Raw genomic sequence first — 1729 nt, 5'->3', positions numbered from 1 at the left:
CTGAACCGCCCCGTGTTTACCGGAGAGTAAAACTCTCAAAAGATGAGCCTCATGACAGACAAGAAACACACCCTGAGCTAGACGGCCGAGTTCCGCGCGCGCGGCGTTCGGCTTTTCCGCGAACATCGTTCTGATTACGGCAGCGACAGTGCTGCCTACCGGGCAATTGCCTCGAAGCTGGGCTGTTCGTCTTTCAGCCTGCGGGATTGGTGTCGGCGCGCCGCGCGTGATGCAGGCGAGTTGTCCGGACCTACGAGCGAGGAGAAGGCACGGATCAAGGCGCTGGAGCGTGAGAACCGTGAACTCAGGCAGGCCAACGAGATCCTGAAGAAGGCCAGCGCATATTTCGCTGCGGCGGAGCTCGACCGCCCATTCCGCAAATGATCGCGTTCGTCCACTGCCCGGCAGGGCATTGCGCAGCAATGTCCCGAGAGGGGATGATCACCGTTGTGTCCATGGTGTCGGGCCGATCTGCCGGGTTCTGGGGATCGCACCATCGACGTTCTACGCTTTCAGGGCCGTGGAGCGTGATCCGGAGCTGGCATCGGACCGGGCCAGGCAGGATCAGCTGGACATGGCTGCGATCAAGCAGGCCTTCGAGGGCAGCCGGGGACGATATGGCGCGCGCAAGGTCTGGCACCAGCTACGCCGCAGCGGCCACGACATCGCCCGCTGCACGGTGGAGAGGTTGATGCAGGCCATGGGATTACAAGGCGTTGTGCGGGGCAAGAAGGTGATCACCACGAACCCCGATACGGCACAACCTTGCCCGGACGACAAGGTAAACCGAGCCTTCGTGGCGGACATGCCGAACCAGCTCTGGGTCAGCGACGGCACCTATGTCTCCAGCTGGCAAGGGATGGTCTCGTTCGGGCCGTGCCCTCGGACCGATGGCGGGCAGGCCCTCACCCTTCGTCATCGACGTCTTCGCCCGCAAAATCGTCGGCTGGCGCGTTTCCACCTCGATGACCACCGGTTTCGTCCTCGATGCCCTGAACCAGGCCATCTGTCAGCGCGCACCGTCCGAGGCTGACAAACTGATCCACCATAGTGATCGAGGCAGCCAAGGCGGATTGAACCGGTCGTCGCAACACCTTCGATTTCATCCTGTTTGAGCAGCCGGTCGAGTGCTTCTGCCGGTGTTTGCCACCCCAGTGTTTTCCGGGGGCGCGTGTTCAGCGCTTGGGCAACGGCGCTGAGCTCTTCGGCGCCGTGCTGGCTGAGATCCGTGCCCTTTGGAAAATATTGGCGCAGCAGCCCGTTGGTGTTCTCGTTGCCGCCACGTTGCCAAGGGCTTTGAGGGTCGCAGAAGTAGATCTCGAGACCGGTATCGACCCGAAGCTGCGCGTGTTGGGCCATCTCGGCCCCCTGGTCCCAGGTCAATGAGCGACGCAGGTGGGTGGGCAAGCTACTGATCGTCCCTGCGATGGCATTCCGGACGGCCTCGGCACCGTGGCCGGCGAGGGCTGGCCCGTTCTTGACGGATTTGCCCGTCCCGTGTCCCTTCATGCGCGGCAAGTGCAGGAGCATGGTGAAGCGGGAGGTGCGTTCGACAAGCGTGCCGATCGCCGAGCTGCCCAGGCCAAGAATTAGGTCTCCCTCCCCCCTCTCGTGCCATTTGCTTTGCAAATGCACTGCCGGGCAATGAATGGCCCGGGACGGCCCTGTCGCCGATCTCAGCTGGGCGGTCGCTGATCATCAACGCGTCGGCAATGAAGGCCTTGCCGCG

At 62.9% G+C, this 1729-nt stretch carries 2 protein-coding genes and 2 pseudogenes; 3 read left to right on the top strand and 1 reads right to left on the bottom strand.

Translation table 11 applies throughout. From position 1 onward, the window contains the following. Positions 1 to 159: 159 nt before the first annotated feature. From Q4543_RS24765 to Q4543_RS24760, 3 genes and pseudogenes are all read left to right on the top strand, one after another. Positions 160 to 384 (top strand): annotated as a pseudogene (locus tag Q4543_RS24765) (transposase); the annotation flags it as partial. A gap of 136 nt (positions 385 to 520) precedes the next feature. Next, positions 521 to 1033, top strand: a complete 513-nt coding sequence (locus tag Q4543_RS24270; protein ID WP_303442697.1) for an IS3 family transposase — start codon at positions 521 to 523, stop codon at positions 1031 to 1033. Next, positions 966 to 1115, top strand: a complete 150-nt coding sequence (locus tag Q4543_RS24760; RefSeq protein WP_368502200.1) for a hypothetical protein — start codon at positions 966 to 968, stop codon at positions 1113 to 1115. The genes Q4543_RS24270 and Q4543_RS24760 overlap by 68 nt, the downstream gene beginning before the upstream one ends. Here Q4543_RS24760 and Q4543_RS24265 read toward each other — a convergent pair. Then, a pseudogene (locus Q4543_RS24265) lies at positions 1114 to 1729 on the bottom strand (IS30 family transposase); the annotation flags it as partial. The gene Q4543_RS24760 and the pseudogene Q4543_RS24265 overlap by 2 nt on opposite strands.

It is taken from the genome of Salipiger sp. 1_MG-2023 (assembly GCF_030547555.1).
Taxonomy (GTDB): Bacteria; Pseudomonadota; Alphaproteobacteria; order Rhodobacterales; family Rhodobacteraceae; genus Salipiger.
Note: the sequence above shows the minus strand (reverse complement) of the source record. Positions and strands in the feature narration are given on the sequence as shown.

Excerpts from the sequence above, each read along its gene's own strand:
- Q4543_RS24760 (WP_368502200.1), top strand. The coding sequence starts at position 966 with ATGACCACCGGTTTCGTCCTCGATGCCCTGAACCAGGCCATCTGTCAG.